Here is a 16291-nt window from a genome sequence, read left to right as displayed (position 1 = left end):
CGTGATGTCACAAAAAACTCCGCCCGTCTTGGCCGTTGGCTTGTGATACGAAAACGGCGCAGGCACAATTGTTTTTGATTTCAAAGGGCAAATTTCGGGTTATGCTTTGGCGAGGTTGCAAATAGCCGCACAGAGTCGGCCCGGGGTTGGCGGTCGCTGGCGTTAGAAAAGCTAAGGATGTGGCTTTGCAATCCGGGGTTGATGGCTAAGTGCGGGGCAGGCACGTAGCATCGGTCTCAAGAGCGGTAGGCAACATGGGGTAGATGTTGCGATGGGTTATTTTGACCGGACACTTGAATATATTGACCGGGTGCAGCGTGCCGACACGTCGGCTGCGGTGTGCGAGCAGCTACTTAGTGTCACCTCGAATTTCGGATTGACGGCCCTGATAGCCGCAACGGTGCCGCAGCCCGGTACACCAAGCAGCCAGACGAAGGACCATGTGCTGCTCTGCGATTGGCCTAGCGAATGGCTGGAGCGTTACTTATCGCGCAACTACGTCGACCACGATCCGGTCGTCAGCCATTTGAAGCAGTTTCGGGCGCCATTCCAATGGCGCGATGCCGTTCAAAGCATGCCCGCCGACAAGAGCAGCGCCGAGGTAATGCGCGACGCCCGCCAGTTCAAGCTGCGTGACGGCCTCGCCTTCCCGCTGATCACGCTCGAAGGCCAGATCGCGCTGGTCTCGCTGGGCGGTGAGGCGGTCGAACTGTCCGAAGCCGAATTCGCAATGGTCTCGCTGGCCTCCACCTATGCCATCGGCCGCGCCATGCAGCTTCAAACGACGGCCGGCAAATCTATCGATCACATTGAATTGACGCCGCGCGAGCGCGAATGCCTGCAATGGGCGGCGGTCGGAAAATCCGAGTGGGAGATTTCGCAGATCCTCGGCATCTCGGAGCATACCTCTGAGAAACACCTTCTCAACGCCAAGAGCAAACTAGGCGCCGCCAACCGTGTGCAGGCAGTCGCCGAAGCAGTCAGGCACGGCTATATCAGCTAGGCCGGTTCTGGCGGCCCGAAATTTATGGCCGCATTGTTGGCGTCATATCTTCAGAAAAGACCGGCCCCTGTCGTCCTCTTGAGACGGCTAATGCTTTCTTAACGCCAAAAGCAGACTCGGCGTCGCCAACAGGGTGCACGCCATCGCGGAGGCGTTTAGACGCAGCTATATTAGCCATGTCGGCTGTGGCAGCCTGGAAATCCTTGCCAACACCTTCGCGCAATTTTTTCGGGAAAGCCCGGCCGTATCTTCCTCTTAAGCCCAGGAGACGGCTAATGCTATTTTCCCTTACCACTCAACAACTGATGGAACGTCCCGACCTATGGGAGGCCGTCCATCGCCTGCGTCACAAGGTCTTCGTCGATGAGATGCGGTGGACCGATCTCGATCGCCCGGACGGCCTCGAAATCGATCAATTCGACCATGATGAGGCCGAACACCACCTTGTCATACGCAATGGCGAGCTTGCAGGCTATCATCGGATGCTGCCGACCACACGGCCGCATCTCCTTAGCGATGTGATGCCGGAACTCTGCGAGGGAAAGCGCCCTTCGGGACCGAATGTCTGGGAGCTAACCCGTTACGCGGTGGCGCCAGGCTTTCGCGATGGCAAGCGCGGCGTGTCTACGGTCGGCACCGAACTGATCGCCGGCTTCGTCGAATGGGGCCTTGCTCGCAATGTCGATCAGGTCATTATCGAGGTCGAGCCGGTGTGGGTGCTGCGGACGCTGCAGTTGCACTTCCTGGCGACGCCGCTCGGTTACCAGCGCACCTATGGCAACCAGCAGGTCGTCGCCACACTGCTGACCTTCAACGAGCATACGCTGGATGTCGTGCGCTCGCGCCGCAACCATCACGCCCCGGTGTTGGCCAGGGGCACCCCCCACATGCTCGGCATGCGGCAGGCGTCGTGAGACTGTCTTCACCCGACGCGCTTTAATGCATGTCGCTCAAAGTGGCCCCGGTTTTGAGAGAACGACATGCATGAAACAAAGACCTAAAGCGCGTCGCGTGAATCCGTTCAAATGCGATGCGCTTTAGACAATGGCCACAGAGCCCACCTCCGTGTGGGGGTGGGCTCTGTAATTTCAGCCTCTGCCTATCGAGGCCAGTCTCTACTTCTCGAGAAACGACGGCCCTTCGCCGACGATCTTCTTATCTTCCTTGCCGATGGCGTCGAGATCGCGCCCATCATAGGGCAGTGACAACAGGATGCGCCGCATGACGGCCAGCCGCGAGCGTCGCTTGTCATTGGCCCGCACGATGATCCAGGGCGCGAACTGTTTGTGCGTGCGCTCGACCATCTGGTCGCGCGCCTTGGTGTAGTCGTCCCATTTGGTGATGCCGGCAATATCGATCGGCGAGAACTTCCAGTTCTTCAGCGGCGACCAGCGGCGGTCGTGAAACCGTTCGAGCTGGGTCTCGCGGCCGATGTTGAGCCAGAATTTGAAGAAATAGATGCCCTCATTGGAGATCATCCGCTCGAAATGCGGCGTCTCGTCGAGGAATTTTGCATGCTGTTCCGGTGTGCAGAAGCCCATCACCGGCTCGACGCCGCCGCGGTTGTACCAGGACCGGTCGAAGGTGACGAATTCGCCCGATGTCGGGAAATGGGCGACGTAGCGCTGGTAGTACCATTGCCCGACTTCGGTCGGGGTCGGCTTGGTCAGCGCCACGTTGCGCGCGGTTCGAGGATTGAGATACTGGCGCAGCACCGAGATGGTGCCGCCCTTGCCGGCGGCATCGCGCCCCTCGAACAGCGACATCAGTCTGCTGCCGGTCGCCTGCAGCCAGGCCTGCGCCTTGACCAGTTCGATCTGCAGCCGCTCCAGAGTCTCGTCATACTCCTCGCTCTTCATTTTCTTGTCGTAGGGGTAGTCGCCTGCGGTCAGTTTGTGGTCCTCGATCCAGCTGGGAAGCTCGGGGTTTTCGATGTCGAACTCCCGCTCCTTGCCGTCCACCTTGATCTTCAGCGGCCCCTTTGCCGGCTCTGCGGCGGGACTTTCCTTGGCTTTTTTCATCGAGACGAACCTTTCCAGCTTGCGGACTCATGCTATGGGGGGCCTCAAACCCGGTCCAGCGGAAGTTTCGGCGGGACCGGCGCAGAAGCACGGAAAGCACGAATGGCTGACACCGGCGCAGAGCGGACAACCACGGGGCAGGCCGTCGCCGGCCGGCTGTGGAACAGCCGATGGCTGCTTGCCGCCGGTGCGATCGCCATCATGGCCGTTTATGGGTTTGCCGGTATCTCCGCCTATGTTGTCCTGGCTGCGTTGACGGTGCTGCTGGCCGCCGCGCTTCTGCCAACCGGTGGCGCCAGCCGGTCTGCTGAGACCATTACCACGGTCGAGGCGAGCGGGCTGCAGCGGCTTTCCGGCGAATATCTTGCGGCTGCCGTTGCCGATCCGCTGATCATCTTCGACCGCACCGCCACCATCGTCCACGCCAATGCCGCCGCCTATGCCGCCTTTGGCGGCATCGCGCCCGGCCTGTCGCTGTCGCTGAAATTCCGCGCCCCGGAAATGCAGGCATTGCTGGACGGCGTACTGTCGGGAGCCGTCGCCTCCGATGCCGTCGACTACACCGAGAAGCTGCCGGTGGAACGCGCCTACCGGGTCAGCGCGTCCTCGGTCGGCCACGCCACCGATCTCTATGTGCTGGTATTCAAGGACCAGAGTGAGACGCGCCGCATCGACCGCATGCGCGCTGACTTCATAGCCAATGCCAGCCACGAGTTGCGCACCCCGCTTGCTTCGATCTCGGGCTTCATCGAGACGTTGCGCGGCCCGGCCCGCAACGATCCGGCGGCGCGCGAGCAGTTCCTGCAGATCATGCAGAACCAGACCGGCCGCATGGCGCGCCTCATCGACGATCTCCTGTCGCTGTCGAGGCTTGAAATGAAGCCTTACCTGAGGCCGGGAACCGAGGTCGATCTGCGCCAGACCATCGACAGCGTCATCGATTCACTGGGCCCGCTCGCCAGCGAGAACGGCGTCGTCATCGAACGCGACTACGCCGAGGGGCCGCTCGACGTGCCCGGAGACCGCGACGAGCTGTTCCAGGTGTTCGAGAATCTCTTGGAAAACGCCTGCAAATACGGCCAGCCTGGCGGACGCGTCACGGTGTCGATCGCGCGGGGCGAGGCCGGCCCGGAACCGGGCATCGATGTCACCATCAGGGACTATGGCCCGGGCATCCCGGAAGAGCACATACCGCGCATTACCGAGCGCTTCTATCGCGTCGACGTGGAGAGCAGCCGCACCCAGAAAGGCACCGGTCTTGGCCTGTCCATCGTCAAGCATATTCTGACGCGCCACAACGCCCGGCTTTCGATCAAGTCGGAGGTTGGCAAGGGCGCGGCGTTCACGGTCCATTTGCCGGCAGGCTGAGGCGGTACTATCTGCTAACTGCCTGTTTCTTCTTTCTGTCATCCGGCTAGCGTATCAGCACAGGGGTCGAGGAAACGACGCAAAAGGCCAAAGATTTAAGGAAGGCATTTCGCCCATGCAGTCCGTACACATTGTCAGCGCCTATGACGAAGAGCTGAAATACCTGGCGAAGCGCATCGCTGCGATGGGCGGCCATGCCGAGCGCATGGTCGAGCAGGCGATCCAGGCGCTGGTCAATGCCGATCCCGGCCTCGCCCAGAAGGTCATCCGCGACGACATCGTGCTTGACGATGGCCAGCGCGAAATCGACGACAAAGCCATCGTCATCATCGCCAAGCGCCAGCCCATGGCGACGGATCTGCGCGAGATCGTCGGCGCCATCCGCATTTCGGCCGACCTCGAACGGGTCGGTGACCTCGCCAAGAACGTCGCCAAGCGTGTGGTCAGCGTCATTGACGGCCGCCAGCCGACCAGCCTGTTTCGCGGCCTCGAGGCGCTGGCCGAACTCGCTTTGACCCAGCTCAAGGAAGTGCTCGACGTCTATGCCTCGCGCTCGGTCGAGAAAATAGGCTTCGTTCGCGACCGCGACGACCAGATCGACGCCATGTACACCTCGCTGTTTCGCGAGCTTTTGACCTACATGATGGAAGATCCGCGCAACATCACGCCGTGCACGCATCTGCTGTTTTGCGCCAAGAACATCGAGCGCATCGGCGACCACGCCACCAACATTGCCGAGACGATCTACTACATCGTCACCGGCGAGCAGTTGCCGGCCGAGCGTCCAAAGGGCGACAAGACCGACAAGGTTGCCCTGCCGGCGCTGCCGGTGAAGTGATCGCGCGCCCCTCGAACGCTTAATCATATTGCGCTAAACTGCCCGGATGTTAGCGTCTCGGTTCCTGGCCAAGGCCAGGCGCTCAGGAGGCTGCGATGGAATATGTCCGAGAGTTCAAGCCGGCGCCGGCATCGTCCGGCATCATCGCGTCGAGCGTCTACACCGCCGGCAAGCGGATCGCCGACATTCCGATCGAGGAAGCCGGTGAATGGGCCAAGAAGTCGGGCCATGTCGTCTGGATCGGGCTGCTCGAACCCGACCGCGAGCTTCTGCTGCGCGTCAAGGCGCAATTCCATTTGCATGAGCTGGCGATTGAAGACGCCGAACATCCGCACCAGCGGCCGAAGATCGAGCAATATGGCGATGCGCTGTTCATCGTTGCCCGCACTGCACAGCTGATCGACGGACGCGTCACCTTCGGCGAGACGCATCTGTTCGTCGGCTCAGGCTATATCGTCAGCGTCAGGCATGGTCCCTCGACCTCATACGCCGCCGTGCGCCAGCACTGGGAAAGCTGTCCGCACTCACTGGCCAAGGGCGAGGATTTCGTCCTCTACGCCATTCTCGACTTCATCGTCGACAACTACATGCCGGTGCTCGAGCAGATCGAGGACGAGGTCGAGGCGATCGAGGACAGGGTGCTGCTGAAGCCGATGACCGGTCCCGACATCGAGCGGCTCTACATGCTGCGCCGCGATCTGTTGCGCCTGCGCAATGCGGCGCTGCCGCTGGTCGAGGTCTGCCGCCGGCTGACCAGCGCCGACCTGCCGCAGATCCATACCGCCATGCATCCGCTGTTTCGCGATGTCACCGACCATATCCGCACCGTGCAGGAAAAGATCGACAGCCTGCGCGAGGTTCTGGCGTTCGCTTTCGAAGCCAGCCTGCTGGTCGGCCAGAGCCAGGAAACCGCGAACACCAAGAAGCTGGCCTCATGGGCGGCGATCCTGGCGGTGCCGACGGCGCTCGCCGGCATTTACGGCATGAATTTCGACGACATGCCGGAACTGAAGATGCAATACGGCTATCCCGTCGTATTGGTCTCGATCGCGCTGATCTGCTCGTTTTTGTATTGGCGATTTCGGAAGAGTGGGTGGCTGTGAGGGGGCAGTAGGCAGTAGGCAGTAGGCAGTAGGCAGTAGGCAGTAGGCAGTAGGCAGTAGGCAGTAGGCAGTAGGCAGTAGGCAGTAGGCAGTAGGCAGTAGGCAGTATAAGGTAGCGCCTCACGAGCGCTACCCCATTCCCTACTGCCCAGTCCCCAATCCCTATTCCTAACTACCGGCTTCTGCGCCGCTCTGAAGCTGGCTGGAACGCCACCCTTGCGTGGTACTTGCAGTAAGGTCCGGTTTCAGCCGCCTCGTTGCCGCAGAAGTTGAAGTCTTCCGACAGCGGGTCGCCATTCGGCCATTTGCAGGTGCGCTCGGTGAGATCGGTGAGCTGCAGATGCCGCGAGATCGGCACGACGACGTTTTCGACCGGGCGGATGTAGTGGCGCGCCACTGGCTCGGCGTCGAACTGCGCCTGCAGCGCGTTCGCCCCGATCGACGTCGTGACATGGCGCTGCGTGGTTGCGGCGCGAGGCACCGATTTCTGGATCGAAGATCCCTGCGTTGTCTTCTTCTGACGCGCCGGCGTCGCGGTCGAGCGTCCGCGGCCCGACAGCTTCAGCCGGTGCACCTTGCCGATGACCGCGTTGCGGCTGACCCCGCCGAGTTGTGCGGCGATCTGGCTTGCGCTCAAGCCCTCCGACCACAGTTTCCTGAGAAGTTCGACCCGCTCGTCAGTCCAGTTCATGAGACCGCGCTCCTGCTAAGTGTGCGGCAGCCGGAATCCATTCCCGACCCGGCAATCTTTGCCGGGGCAGACACCACATATATTAGGTGATTAGGTCCGCCGCACGAAATCTAGTTATTTCCCGACTACAATTACCTCATGTGTTGACTCGGTGACAAGAGTCCCAGGTGCAACACGAATCGGTTTTTTAGGTTTTCCCCAACTTGCCCGGTCGCTTATGAGCCGGCGTCTCGTCGGGAGCTTGCCGCGCGCCTCTGCGCGACGTTTTCGTTGACTTCATGGCCGAAAAACACGATAAGCCGCAAAGGCCGCCGCTTTGGCGGCTTTTTTGATTTTTCCGGTACCGGAGACGCATATAATGAGCGGTTCGGCGCTTTACGAGACCTTTGCCCGCGCCCCTTTGGCCTTCGACCATGGCGAAGGCACCTGGCTGGTTACCGACAAGGGCGAGCGATATCTCGATTTCGCTGGCGGCATCGCGGTCAATTCGTTGGGCCACAGCCATCCGCATCTGGTCTCGGCGCTGACCGAACAGGCGGCCAAGCTCTGGCACGTCTCCAATCTCTACGAGATCCCGGGGCAGGCCCGGCTCGGCGAGCGGCTGGCTGACGCCACCTTCGGCGACAAGGTGTTCTTCACCAATTCCGGCGCCGAGGCGCTCGAATGCGCGATCAAGACGGCGCGGCGCTACCAGTTCGTCAAGGGCCATCCCGAGCGCTTCCGGGTCATTACCTTCGAAGGCGCCTTCCACGGCCGCACGCTGGCGACCATCGCCGCCGGCGGCCAGTACAAATATCTCGAAGGCTTCGGCCCCAAGGTCGAAGGCTTCGACCAGGTCGGCTTCGACGACATCGACGCCGCCGAGAAGGCGATCACACCAGAGACCGCCGCGATCCTGATCGAACCGGTACAGGGCGAGGGCGGCATCCGCCCGGTGCCGACGCAATCCTTGAAGCGGCTGCGGCAGCTCTGCGACCAGCATGGCCTGCTGCTGATCTTCGATGAGGTCCAGTGCGGTATCGGTCGCACCGGAAAGCTGTTCGCGCATGAATGGACCGGCGTGACGCCAGACATCATGGCGATTGCCAAGGGCATTGGCGGCGGCTTCCCGATGGGCGCGTGCCTCGCCACCGACGACGCTGTCGTCGGCATGACGGCAGGCGTGCATGGCACCACTTTCGGCGGCAATCCGCTGGCCATGGCGGTCGGCAACGCTGTGCTCGACGTCGTGCTGGAAGACGGCTTCCTCGAAGACGTCCAGCGCAAGGCATTGCTGATGAAGCAGGGCCTGGCGGCGGTCGCCGACGAATTTCCCGATGTCATCGAAGGCATCAGGGGCAGCGGCCTGATGCTTGGCCTGAAATGCGCCATGCCCAACACCAAGGTCAACATGGCGCTGCGCGACCAGCATCTGCTGGCGGTGCCGGCAGGCGACAACGTCATTCGTCTGCTGCCGCCGCTGACCGTCACCGACGCCGAGATCGGCGAAGCGCTCGATCGCATCCGCGCCGGCGCCAAGGGCCTGACCGACGCCATCGCCGCGGCCGCCGCGAAGTAATCCCGAGAACCATTCCCGATGAGCCTTCGCCATTTCACCGATCTTTCCGCCGTTTCCGAAGGCGATCTGCGCCTGATGCTGGACGATGCGGTGGTGCGCAAGGCGCGCCTCAAGGCCGGCGAACGGACCAAACCGCTCGAAGGCAAGGTGCTGGCCATGATCTTCGACAAGCCGTCGACGCGCACGCGCGTGTCCTTCGACGTCGGCATGCGACAGCTCGGCGGCGAGACCATCATGCTGACCGGCACCGAAATGCAGCTCGGCCGCTCCGAGACCATTGCCGACACCGCCAAGGTGCTGTCGCGCTATGTGGACGCCATCATGATCCGCACCACGTCGCATGAGCGGCTGCTCGAGCTGACCGAGAATGCCACGATTCCGGTCATCAACGGGCTGACCGACGACACCCATCCCTGTCAGCTGATGGCCGACATCATGACCTTCGAGGAGCATCGCGGTCCGGTTGCCGGCAAGACCATCGCCTGGACCGGCGACGGCAACAACGTGCTGCATTCGCTGCTCGAGGCCTCGGCGCGGTTCCGCTTCAACCTGAACGTCGCAGTGCCGGAAGGCAGCGAGCCGGCGCAGAAGCACATCGACTGGTCGAAGACCAATGGCGGCAAGCTGCACTTCACCCGCTCGCCCGAAGAGGCCGTCGACCAGGCCGACTGCATCGTCACCGACTGCTGGGTGTCGATGGGCCAGGAACACCGCGCCCGCGGCCATAATGTCTTCTCGCCCTATCAGGTCAATGCGGCGCTGATGGCGAGGGCCAAGCCCGACGCCCTGTTCATGCACTGCCTGCCGGCGCATCGCGGCGAGGAAGTCACCGACGAGGTCATCGACGGTCCGCATTCGGTGGTCTTCGACGAAGCCGAGAACCGGCTCCACGCCCAGAAGGCGGTTTTGGCCTGGTGTCTGGGCGCTTGATCTCCAGGCGCTTGATCTCCAAGCGCTTGATCCGGGGCGGCGCGATGCCTATTTGCGCCCCATCACGCAAATCAAGCGCGTTTGGACGCATGCACCCCTCCGGGCCGCATGGCCGCGCCCTGGAGCTTTGTCATGTTGGAAACGCATCAAGTGACTGAACATCACCCCAAACTCGGCGAGTTCGGCTATGCCGGCGACGATCATGTCGTACCCTTCGAGGTCGGCCCGCTCGACGTGCGCGGCCGCACCGTGCAACTCGGGCCGATGCTCGACGCCATCCTCAACCGTCACGACTATCCCGAGCCGGTCGCCCGCCTGCTCGCGGAAGCCTGTGTGCTGACGGTGCTGCTCGGCACCTCGCTCAAATTCGAAGGCAAGTTCATCCTGCAGACCCGCACCGACGGCCCGGTCGACATGCTGGTCGCGGATTTCTCCACGCCTTCGGCATTGCGCGCCTATGCGCGTTTCGACGCCGACCGGCTGGAGGCCCTGGTGGCCGCAGGCCAGACCTCGCAGCAGACGCTGCTGGGCAGCGGCGTTTTGGCGCTGACCATCGACCAGGGCGCGCACACGCAGCGCTATCAGGGCATCGTCCAGCTCGACGGCGAGACGCTGGAAGACGCCGCGCGCACCTATTTCCGCCAGTCGGAGCAGATCCCGACCGACCTCAGGCTGTCGGTGGCCAAGCTGCTGACGCCCGGCCCCGGCGGTGCGCGCGAGCAGTGGCGCGCCGGCGGTATCCTGGCGCAGTTCCTGCCGCAGTCGCCCGAGCGCATGCGCGTGCCCGACATTTCGGGGGGCGACGGCGATCCGCGCGACGTGATGAACGAGCCGGCCGACAATTCTTGGCGCGAGCTGGTGGCGCTGCTCGGCACCATCGAGCCGACCGAGCTGATCGACCCGACCATCGGCGCCGAGCGGCTGCTCTACAGGCTGTTCCACGAACATGGCGTGCGCGTCTTCGGCGGCGTGCCGGTTGCCGACCAATGTTCCTGCTCAAGGGACAAGATACGCGGCATCCTCGAGGGGTTTTCCGCGCAGGAAATCAAGGACAGCACCGAAGATGGCGGCATCCACGTCGCCTGCGAGTTCTGCTCGAAGCAGTACGACTTCGACCCGGCGGAATTCGCAGCTCAGTGAAGTCTTTTCCTTCTCCCCGTTCACGGGGAGAAGGTGCCCGAAGGGCGGATGAGGGGCAGCGCGAACTTTGGTGAATGGCCGCGCATAGCCTAGGTCATGTGCGTGGAAGATAACCTCATGAGTCTGGCGCTGCCCCTCATTGCCCTGCCGGGCATTTCTCCCCGTATAGTGACGGGGAGAAAACCCCTAATTCACCGTCCGTCGGGTCCCCGGCAGATCCAGCGAAAACGCGGGAATAGCGACGTCGAACGTCTCGCCCTTTTTGTTGCGCATGGTGTAGTGGCCGACCATGAAGCCGGACGGCGTCGAGAGCGGGCAGCCTGACGTGTATTGATAGCTGTCGCCGGGATTGAGCTCAGGCTGGTCGCCGACCACGCCGGCGCCGCGCACTTCCTCGACCCGGCCGCTGCCGTCGGTGATGTGCCAGTAACGCGACATAAGCTGCACGAAATCGTCCGACTGGTTGTCGATCGTGACCTGGTAGCCCCAGACATAACGGTTCTCCGCCGGGTCCGAGCGGTCCTCCAGGTAGAACGGTCTGACCTGCACTTCGATGTTGCGCGTGACGGCGCGATACATGGGCTGCTCCGGTTGCGCAGCAGGGAACATTTGTCGCGCCATGCGGTTTGATACGCGCAGAGCGGCATGTCCTGCCAGCCTCAAAGCGCAGGTGCCGACAAACAATGTCATTTAAGTGACATATGACAATGTTGGTGTGCGCAAACCTTGCCGGCGACTCAAGGCCCATCTGTCGACTGACAAAGCAGCCGTGAGCGGCCTTTCCGGAGTGACCAGATCTCGATGGAACCAGCTCTCACAGCCGCCTTCGCTTCCTCCGCTTTGCTTCTTTCCAATCTCGCCAGCATCCTGCTTGCATCGTCGAAGCTGAAAGCGCGCCGTCTCATCCCTCCGCCGTCCAACGAGCAGCCGCCGGTCTCGATCGTCGTGCCGTCGCGCGGCGTGGAGCCGTTCACACAAGAGACGCTGCAGCGAGCTTTCTCGCTCGACTGGCCGCGCTACGAACTGATCTTCTGCGTCGCTCACGCCGACGATCCCGTCGTCAAACTGATAAACAGGGCGATCGTCCTGTTTCCCAAGGTACCGGCTAGGCTGCTGATCGGCGACGACCGCGTCAGCAGCAACCCGAAGCTCAACAACTGCGTCAAGGGCTGGGAAGCGGCGCACTTTCATTGGGTTATTCTCGCGGATTCCAACGTGCTGATGCCTAGGGATTACGTCCAGCACATGATGGCGGCCTGGCGGACCAATACCGGGCTTATCTGCTCGACGCCGATCGGCTCTCGGCCGGATGGCTTCTGGGCCGAGGTCGAATGCGCGTTCCTCAACACGCTGCAGGCGCGCTGGCAATATGCCGGCGAGGCGCTTGGCCTCGGCTTTGCCCAGGGCAAGAGCATGCTGTGGAACAAGCCGATGCTCGATACCAATGGCGGTATCCGCGCGCTGGCCGCCGAGATCGCCGAGGATGCTGCTGCGACCAAGCTGGTCAACGGACTGGGCCTGCGCGTCAATCTCGTTGCCTCGCCTTTCGAGCAACCACTGGGGCAGCGCCGACTTGCCGACATCTGGTCGCGTCAGGCGCGCTGGGCGCGGTTGCGCCGCGTCACCTTCCCGCTGTTTTTCGCACCCGAGATCCTGACCGGCGTCGCCGTGCCGTTGGCGTTGGCGCTGGTGGCGGCAGCAAGTGCCGGCGTCAGCCTGCCGGCCACGGTGTTGGCCGTGCTGGCGGCGGCCTACATTCCCGAATGCGCGCTGGCCGCGGCCAAGGGCTGGCACCTGTCGCTGCGCATGGTCCCGGCGATGATGGTCCGCGACATGATGCTTCCCGCCATCTGGGCGCGCGGCTGGCTGAGCGGCGCCGTCGACTGGCGCGGCAACACCATGATCATCGGCACCAAGGCAGCCGAGCTGGAAGAGGCTTCGTCGGGAGCGTGACGCCTCGCGGCCTACCCGGCTGCCTTCAGCGCCTGCGCAACGTCCTCCAGCAGATCGTCCGTGTCCTCAAGGCCGACCGACAGCCTGAGCGTTCCCGGCCCGATGCCGAGCTCGGCGCGAGCTTCGTCGCTGAGGTTCTTGTGCGTGGTGGTCGCCGGATGGGTGATCAGGCTCTTGGCGTCGCCGAGATTGTTGGAGATCAGCACGATGTCGAGCGCGTTCTGCAAGGCGAAGGCCGCCTGCTTGCCGCCCTTGACGTCGAGGCAGATCAGCGTCGATCCGCCTGTCATCTGCTTCTTGACGATGTCGGCCTGCGGGTGGTCGGCGCGGCCGGGATAGATGACGCGGGCGATTTCCGGCCGTCCTGCCAGGAAATCCGCGATCTTGGCCGCGCTTTCCGTCTGCTGGCGCACCCGAACCGGCAGCGTCTCCAGGCCCTTGAGCAGCGTCCAGGCGTTGAACGGCGACAGGCTCGGGCCGGTGTGGCGGAAATAGTCGTGCAAATTCTCGTCGATCCATTTCTTGTCCGACAGGATGATGCCGCCGAGACAGCGTCCCTGGCCGTCAATGTGCTTGGTCGCGGAGTAGACGACGATATGGGCGCCGAGCTGCAAGGGCTTCTGCTGCAAGGGCGTGGCAAAGACATTGTCGACGATCAGCCTGGCGCCGATCGAGGTGGCGAGCGCCGCCACCGCTGCGATGTCGACCACTTCCAGCGTCGGATTGGTCGGGCTTTCCAGGAAGAACAGTTTCGTGTTCGGCCGCACCGCCTTTTCCCAGTTGGCGATGTCGGTGCCGTCGACCAGCGTTGCCTCGATGCCGTATTTCGGCGCCAGCGTCTCCACCACCCAGCGGCAGGAGCCGAACAGCGCGCGCGCCGCAACGATATGGTCGCCGGCCTTGGCGCTGCACAGGAGCGCTGCCGTCACCGCCGCCATGCCGGACGCCGTGGCGCGCGCATCTTCGGCACCCTCCAGCGCGCACATGCGCTTTTCGAACATGTCGACGGTAGGGTTGGCATAGCGCGAATAGATGAAGCCCGGCTCCTCGCCCTTGAAACGGGCCTCGGCAGCCTGCGCCGTCTCGTAGACATAGCCTTGGGTGAGGTACATCGCTTCGGACGTCTCGCCGAACTGGGAACGCAGCGTTCCCCCGTGCACGAGTGCGGTCTGAGGTTTCCAGTTACGCTTCTTGGTGCTCATCGCTTTTGTTCCAGACACAAAAAAACCGGCCGCGAAAGTCGCAACCGGTCCATATGGCCTTGCGGCCCGACGGTCCTTTAGCGACTTGTTTAACGTGGCTGCAAGCCGACCGGCCAAATCACCACGGGATAACGACCCTTTAGACCTCACCTGCGCTTGCGTCAATTGCCGGCTTCATTAAGAGGTTTGTACCAGGCAGGTTCCGCAATAATATCCAGCGGTTTTGCGGCAAGAACCTGCCACAAAGAGACCGACCTTGGAGCGGAGCCAGCCTTTTGCGGCAGACAGGCATTCTTCCCGATCAGGACATTTCCGCGCTGTTTCAGTCCGGCGCGCTGAAGTCGCCGCGCGCGCTCGATGTCGACCAGGTGCAGCCGGCGAGCCTCGATCTCAGGCTCGGCGACAAGGCTTTTCGCGTGCGCGCCTCCTTCCTGCCGGGTCCCGATCATCTGGTGGCCGACAAGCTTCACCGGCTGAAATTGCATGAGTTCAGTCTCGCCGAGGGCGCGGTGCTGGAAACCGGCTGCGTCTACATCGTGCCGCTGCTCGAAAGCCTGGCGCTGCCCGCAAACGTGTCGGCCTCGGCCAACCCGAAGAGCTCGACCGGCCGGCTCGACATCTTCACCCGGGTGATGACCGATCGCGGCCATGAGTTCGACAAGATCGCCCCCGGCTATCACGGGCCGCTTTATCTCGAAGTCAGTCCGCGCACCTTCCCGATCGTCGTACGCGCCGGATCGAGGCTGTCGCAGATCCGCTTTCGCACCGGCAACGCGCTGTTGTCGGAGGCAGAACTGAACGAATTGCACCGCGCCGAGATGCTGGTGGCGACCGAGCCGCCCAACATTTCCGGCGGCGGCATTGCGCTGTCGATCGATCTTGACGGCGACCAGAACGGCCTGGTCGGCTATCGCGGCAAGCATCACACCGGCTTGGTCGATGTCGACAAGCGCGCCGTCCAGGATGCCGTCGATTTCTGGGAGCCGCTCTATAAGAGCGGCGCCGGCGAACTGGTGCTCGACCCGGACGAGTTCTACATCCTGGTCAGCCGCGAAGCCGTGCACGTGCCGCCGCTCTACGCCGCCGAGATGACGCCCTTCGATCCGCTGGTTGGCGAATTCCGTGTTCACTATGCCGGCTTCTTCGATCCGGGCTTCGGCCATTCGGCCTCAGGCGGCACCGGCAGCCGGGCGGTGCTCGAAGTGCGCAGCCACGAAGTGCCGTTCATCCTCGACCACGGCCAGATCGTCGGCCGGCTGGTCTACGAACACATGCTGAAGCGGCCGCAGGCGCTTTACGGCACCGATCTCGGCTCGAATTACCAGGCGCAAGGCCTCAAGCTCTCCAAGCATTTCCGCCCCGCCGGCTGAACCTTCGATCACCGTCAGGCAAAATACTTGCCTGCGCTGCCTCACCATGCTTGGCTGCCTTTCGGTGGCCGGCAAGAGAACGGCGCGCAAGGGGAACCGAAATGCAGATTTCAAGATGGATCATATCGGCAGCGAGCGCTGCCATGCTGGTGATATCGGCCGGCTCGCTGGCTGAGGCGCAGGAGAAATTGAAGATCGGCACCGAGGGCGCCTATCCGCCCTTCAACACCATCACCGCGGACGGCAAGATCGAGGGCTTCGACATCGACATTGCCAATGCGCTGTGTGCGCAGATGAAGGTCGAGTGCGAGATCGTCACCCAGGACTGGGACGGCATCATCCCGGCGCTGCAGGCGAAAAAGTTCGACGCCATCATCGCCTCGATGAGCATCACCGAGGAGCGCAAGAAACAGGTCGCCTTCACCAACAAATACTACACGACGCCGCTGGCGCTGGTGGCGCCGAAGGACAGCGACCTCACTTCCACCGAACCGGCAGCCCTTGCCGGCAAGACGGTGGGCGCGCAGGCCTCGACCACTCAGGCCGACTATGCGCAGGACGCCTATGGCAAGGCCGGCGCCGAGGCGAAACTCTACCCCACCCAGGAAGAGGCGATCACCGACTTGCAGAACGGCCGTCTCGACGCCGTCATCTCCGACAAATTCGTGCTGATGGACTGGCTGAAGAAGGCGAGCGACGGCTGCTGCAAGCTTGTCGGTGACGTCAAGGGCACCGAGACGCAAGCCGGCATCGCTGTCCGCCTGGAGGACACGGCACTTCGCGACAAGCTCAACGCGGCGATAGACGCCATCGTCGCCGACGGCACCTACAAGAAGATCCAGGCCAAGTATTTCGACTTCGATATTTATTGAGGTTGGAACTGCCAAATCTCCCCCCTTGAGGGGGAGATGGCCGGCAGGCCAGAGGGGGTCGCTGCGCATAGAATGCCAGCGCCTCTCAGCCGCGGAAGACTTTAGCGCTCCACGCGCAACGACCCCCTCTGTCGCCTTCTGTCCAGCCGATAGATGGGTAACACTTTGAACCGGATACATAGGTGACACTTCTCTCCCCCTATGCGTCCGCCGCAGCGCCAAGCGGATTGGTTGGCGCGGCG

Annotated in this window: 15 protein-coding genes and 1 riboswitch; of the genes, 11 read left to right on the top strand and 4 right to left on the bottom strand. The window is 62.7% G+C overall.

Annotated elements, in window-relative coordinates:
- The first annotated feature begins 271 nt into the window (after nt 1–271).
- Nucleotides 272–1003 (top strand): helix-turn-helix transcriptional regulator, encoded by a 732-nt coding sequence (locus NKJ57_RS12240; RefSeq protein ID WP_023669621.1) that lies wholly within the window; start codon nt 272–274, stop codon nt 1001–1003.
- 176 nt (nt 1004–1179) lie between these two features.
- On the top strand, nt 1180–1917 hold the full coding sequence (locus NKJ57_RS12235) for an acyl-homoserine-lactone synthase (protein WP_352510939.1): 738 nt from the start codon (nt 1180–1182) through the stop codon (nt 1915–1917).
- Between the two features lie 201 nt (nt 1918–2118).
- On the opposite strand, the gene ppk2 is transcribed toward NKJ57_RS12235, so the two are convergent.
- Nucleotides 2119–3024, bottom strand: a complete 906-nt coding sequence (gene ppk2, locus NKJ57_RS12230; protein WP_352510938.1) for a polyphosphate kinase 2 — start codon at nt 3022–3024, stop codon at nt 2119–2121.
- 102 nt (nt 3025–3126) lie between these two features.
- Between ppk2 and NKJ57_RS12225 the strand changes: the two genes are divergently transcribed.
- From NKJ57_RS12225 to NKJ57_RS12215, 3 genes are all read left to right on the top strand, one after another.
- Nucleotides 3127–4392 (top strand): ATP-binding protein, encoded by a 1266-nt coding sequence (locus NKJ57_RS12225; RefSeq protein WP_352510937.1) that lies wholly within the window; start codon nt 3127–3129, stop codon nt 4390–4392.
- A gap of 115 nt (nt 4393–4507) precedes the next feature.
- Nucleotides 4508–5230, top strand: coding sequence for a phosphate signaling complex protein PhoU (gene phoU / locus NKJ57_RS12220; RefSeq protein ID WP_023692535.1), 723 nt, complete (start codon nt 4508–4510; stop codon nt 5228–5230).
- A gap of 95 nt (nt 5231–5325) precedes the next feature.
- Complete coding sequence (locus NKJ57_RS12215; protein WP_023669626.1) at nt 5326–6333, top strand: magnesium and cobalt transport protein CorA; 1008 nt, start codon at nt 5326–5328, stop codon at nt 6331–6333.
- 172 nt (nt 6334–6505) lie between these two features.
- On the opposite strand, the gene NKJ57_RS12210 is transcribed toward NKJ57_RS12215, so the two are convergent.
- Nucleotides 6506–7024, bottom strand: coding sequence for a GcrA family cell cycle regulator (locus NKJ57_RS12210; protein ID WP_023669627.1), 519 nt, complete (start codon nt 7022–7024; stop codon nt 6506–6508).
- Between the two features lie 358 nt (nt 7025–7382).
- Here NKJ57_RS12210 and NKJ57_RS12205 point away from each other — a divergent pair, with 358 nt between their 5' ends.
- The 3 genes from NKJ57_RS12205 to NKJ57_RS12195 all read left to right on the top strand — a co-directional run bounded on the left by NKJ57_RS12205 (nt 7383) and on the right by NKJ57_RS12195 (nt 10652).
- On the top strand, nt 7383–8582 hold the full coding sequence (locus NKJ57_RS12205; RefSeq protein ID WP_352513779.1) for an aspartate aminotransferase family protein: 1200 nt from the start codon (nt 7383–7385) through the stop codon (nt 8580–8582).
- Between the two features lie 18 nt (nt 8583–8600).
- A complete protein-coding gene (argF, locus tag NKJ57_RS12200) occupies nt 8601–9512 on the top strand; it encodes an ornithine carbamoyltransferase (RefSeq protein WP_023681949.1) in 912 nt (303 codons plus the stop codon).
- A gap of 108 nt (nt 9513–9620) precedes the next feature.
- Nucleotides 9621–10652 (top strand): Hsp33 family molecular chaperone, encoded by a 1032-nt coding sequence (locus NKJ57_RS12195; RefSeq protein ID WP_031202777.1) that lies wholly within the window; start codon nt 9621–9623, stop codon nt 10650–10652.
- Between the two features lie 186 nt (nt 10653–10838).
- Here NKJ57_RS12195 and apaG read toward each other — a convergent pair whose 3' ends face one another.
- Entirely contained in the window at nt 10839–11231 is a 393-nt protein-coding gene (gene apaG / locus NKJ57_RS12190; RefSeq protein WP_023738215.1) for a Co2+/Mg2+ efflux facilitator ApaG/CorD, read from the bottom strand.
- A 222-nt stretch (nt 11232–11453) separates the two neighbouring features.
- Between apaG and NKJ57_RS12185 the strand changes: the two genes are divergently transcribed.
- Nucleotides 11454–12605: a ceramide glucosyltransferase gene (locus NKJ57_RS12185; protein ID WP_352513778.1), complete on the top strand. Its 1152-nt coding sequence runs from the start codon at nt 11454–11456 to the stop codon at nt 12603–12605.
- Nucleotides 12606–12616: 11 nt separating this feature from the next.
- On the opposite strand, the gene NKJ57_RS12180 is transcribed toward NKJ57_RS12185, so the two are convergent.
- Nucleotides 12617–13807: an O-succinylhomoserine sulfhydrylase gene (locus NKJ57_RS12180; protein ID WP_023669633.1), complete on the bottom strand. Its 1191-nt coding sequence runs from the start codon at nt 13805–13807 to the stop codon at nt 12617–12619.
- A 57-nt stretch (nt 13808–13864) separates the two neighbouring features.
- A riboswitch (SAM riboswitch) is annotated at nt 13865–13942 on the bottom strand.
- Nucleotides 13943–14082: 140 nt separating this feature from the next.
- Here NKJ57_RS12180 and NKJ57_RS12175 point away from each other — a divergent pair.
- Nucleotides 14083–15177, top strand: a complete 1095-nt coding sequence (locus tag NKJ57_RS12175; protein ID WP_023740734.1) for a 2'-deoxycytidine 5'-triphosphate deaminase — start codon at nt 14083–14085, stop codon at nt 15175–15177.
- A 101-nt stretch (nt 15178–15278) separates the two neighbouring features.
- Nucleotides 15279–16049 (top strand): ABC transporter substrate-binding protein, encoded by a 771-nt coding sequence (locus NKJ57_RS12170; RefSeq protein WP_023699518.1) that lies wholly within the window; start codon nt 15279–15281, stop codon nt 16047–16049.
- The last annotated feature ends 242 nt before the right edge of the window (nt 16050–16291 follow it).

Source organism: Mesorhizobium sp. M0077 (assembly GCF_040322955.1).
Lineage (GTDB): Bacteria > Pseudomonadota > Alphaproteobacteria > Rhizobiales > Rhizobiaceae > Mesorhizobium.
The sequence above is the reverse complement of the archived record's forward strand: the minus strand, read 5'-3'. Positions and strand labels throughout refer to the sequence as shown.

Coding starts and splice junctions, on each gene's coding strand:
- NKJ57_RS12240 (WP_023669621.1), top strand. CDS start 272: ATGGGTTATTTTGACCGGACACTTGAATATATTGACCGGGTGCAGCGT.
- NKJ57_RS12235 (WP_352510939.1), top strand. CDS start 1,180: ATGTCGGCTGTGGCAGCCTGGAAATCCTTGCCAACACCTTCGCGCAAT.
- ppk2 (WP_352510938.1), bottom strand. CDS start 3,024: ATGAAAAAAGCCAAGGAAAGTCCCGCCGCAGAGCCGGCAAAGGGGCCG.
- NKJ57_RS12225 (WP_352510937.1), top strand. CDS start 3,127: ATGGCTGACACCGGCGCAGAGCGGACAACCACGGGGCAGGCCGTCGCC.
- phoU (WP_023692535.1), top strand. CDS start 4,508: ATGCAGTCCGTACACATTGTCAGCGCCTATGACGAAGAGCTGAAATAC.
- NKJ57_RS12215 (WP_023669626.1), top strand. CDS start 5,326: ATGGAATATGTCCGAGAGTTCAAGCCGGCGCCGGCATCGTCCGGCATC.
- NKJ57_RS12210 (WP_023669627.1), bottom strand. CDS start 7,024: ATGAACTGGACTGACGAGCGGGTCGAACTTCTCAGGAAACTGTGGTCG.
- NKJ57_RS12205 (WP_352513779.1), top strand. CDS start 7,383: ATGAGCGGTTCGGCGCTTTACGAGACCTTTGCCCGCGCCCCTTTGGCC.
- argF (WP_023681949.1), top strand. CDS start 8,601: ATGAGCCTTCGCCATTTCACCGATCTTTCCGCCGTTTCCGAAGGCGAT.
- NKJ57_RS12195 (WP_031202777.1), top strand. CDS start 9,621: ATGGCCGCGCCCTGGAGCTTTGTCATGTTGGAAACGCATCAAGTGACT.
- apaG (WP_023738215.1), bottom strand. CDS start 11,231: ATGTATCGCGCCGTCACGCGCAACATCGAAGTGCAGGTCAGACCGTTC.
- NKJ57_RS12185 (WP_352513778.1), top strand. CDS start 11,454: ATGGAACCAGCTCTCACAGCCGCCTTCGCTTCCTCCGCTTTGCTTCTT.
- NKJ57_RS12180 (WP_023669633.1), bottom strand. CDS start 13,807: ATGAGCACCAAGAAGCGTAACTGGAAACCTCAGACCGCACTCGTGCAC.
- NKJ57_RS12170 (WP_023699518.1), top strand. CDS start 15,279: ATGCAGATTTCAAGATGGATCATATCGGCAGCGAGCGCTGCCATGCTG.